Source organism: Kitasatospora sp. NPDC056181, from assembly GCF_042266225.1.
GTDB lineage: Bacteria > Actinomycetota > Actinomycetes > Streptomycetales > Streptomycetaceae > Kitasatospora.
Window position 1 is genome coordinate 1 of record NZ_JBHJUK010000325.1, and the last position, 1829, is coordinate 1829.

The window sequence follows — 1829 nt, forward strand, 5'->3', positions numbered from 1 at the left end:
GGCGGGGGGGGGGGGGGGGGGGCGCACTCCCGCCGACCCGGCGGGGTCGCGCCCCCCCAGACCCGCCCCGCGGCGGGCGGCGGCGGGTTCACCCCCGGACCCGCCGGCGCCGGCCGCACCGTGGTGGTGCGGTGCGGGCCCTGCCTGCACGGCCCGCACCGCACCACCACCCCCCGTCCCCCTCGCCCCTGCCCGTCCCTCCCCCACCTGCTCCTCCCCCGCTGTCCCGCTCTGCTCCTGCCCCGCCTGCCCGTGCCCTTCCCGTCCCTGTCCTGTCCCTGTCCCGGCGCGGTGGCTGCGCGGCCGGGCCGGGACCGGGCCGCGGCGGGGTCAGACCCGGGTCAGGGCGGGCGGCGCGGCGGGCGGTACGGCGGGCGATGTGGCGGGGGGTGCGGCGGGGGGTGCGGCGGGGCGGGGTCGCACGGCGGGGCGGGCGGCGGCGCTGAGGGCGCACAGTTCCGCCAGGGCGCGGGCGAGGGAGCGGGCCGCGGCCCGGTGGCCGTCGGTGTCGGCCTGGCGGGAGGCGGCGAGCAGGCCGCCGTGTTCGGTCTCGAACCAGGCCAGGGCGCGCGCGGCGGCGTCCTGGCGGCCGCCGGCCAGGGCGCGCACCGCGGTGCGGGCCCGCAGCAGCCAGGCGGTGAACGCCCGTTCCACGGTGGAGCGGCGTTCGGCCGCGGTGGTCTGGGCCTGCGCGCACTCGTGGGCGAACAGGCGCACGACGGGCGGCATCCGGCAGCGCAGGCGCCCGGTGCGGTGGGTCCCGCGGACCTCCAGCAGGCGGGCGTCGACGAGGGTCTCCAGGAGGTCCTCGGCCTCGGCCTCGCCGGTCTCCAGGACCGCGGCCGCCAGCCAGGCCGGGATCTCCGCGGTGTGCAGCAGCGACAGCCGGCACAGTGCCGTGCGGGCCCCGGCGGCCAGGGCCAGGTAGGCCGGGCGCAGGCAGGAGCGGACGTCGAGGTCGGCCAGGCGCAGTTCGTCCAGCGGGCGGCGGGCGCCGTCGGCGAGGCGGCGGGCCATCTCGGCCAGGGGCCAGTGGGGTTTGGCGGCCAGGCGGCCGGCCACCACCCGGACGGCGATCGGCAGGCGGCCGCAGTCCTCGACGAGGGTGCGGGCGACGTCGTGTTCGGCGGCGACGCGGGCGGGGCCGGCGACGCGGCGCAGCAGGGCGAGTGCCTCGGCGGGTTCGAAGACGTCCAGTTCGAGGGGGTGGGCGCCTTCGAGGGCGGTGAGGCGGGAGCGGGTGGTGACGATGACGCGGCTGCCGGGGGCGGCGGGCAGCAGGGGTCTGACCTGTTGTTCGTGGTGGGCGTTGTCGAGGACGACCAGGGCGCGGCGTTCGGCGAGGACGCTGCGGTAGAGCTGGGTGCGGGCGTGGCGGGTGGCGGGGACGGGGGTGTCGGGCGGGCACAGGAGCTGGAGGAACCATTCGAGGACGTCGTGGGGGTCGGTGGGGCGGCCGTGGGTGCCGTGCAGGTCGGCGTAGAGCTGGCCGTCGGGGAAGGCGTCGAGGTTGTCGCGGGCGGCTTGGACGGCGAGGGTGCTCTTGCCGGTGCCGGGGGGGCCGGTGACGACGAGGGGGGCGGTGGTGCGGTGGTCGCGCAGCAGGGTGGTGAGGTGGCGTAGTTGGGGGCGGCGGCCGGTGAAGTCGGCGGCGGCGGGGGGCAGCATGGCGGGGCGCAGGGGCGGGCGGGCGGGTGGGTGCGGTGGGCGGGCGGGTGCGGGGTGGGCGGTGTGGGCGGGCGGGGTGGGGTGGTGGGGGTCGCCGGCGAGGATGGGGGGGAAGAGGTGGTTGAGTGCGGGGCCGGGGTCGTTGCCGAGTGCGGCGGCGT

General features: G+C 79.8%; 1 protein-coding gene. It reads right to left on the bottom strand.

Going from position 1 to position 1829, the window contains the following annotated elements; translation table 11 throughout:
• Nucleotides 1-330: 330 nt before the first annotated feature.
• The coding region (locus tag ACFC1F_RS43270; protein WP_376167307.1) for an NB-ARC domain-containing protein at nucleotides 331-1829 on the bottom strand (1499 nt) is incomplete at its 5' end.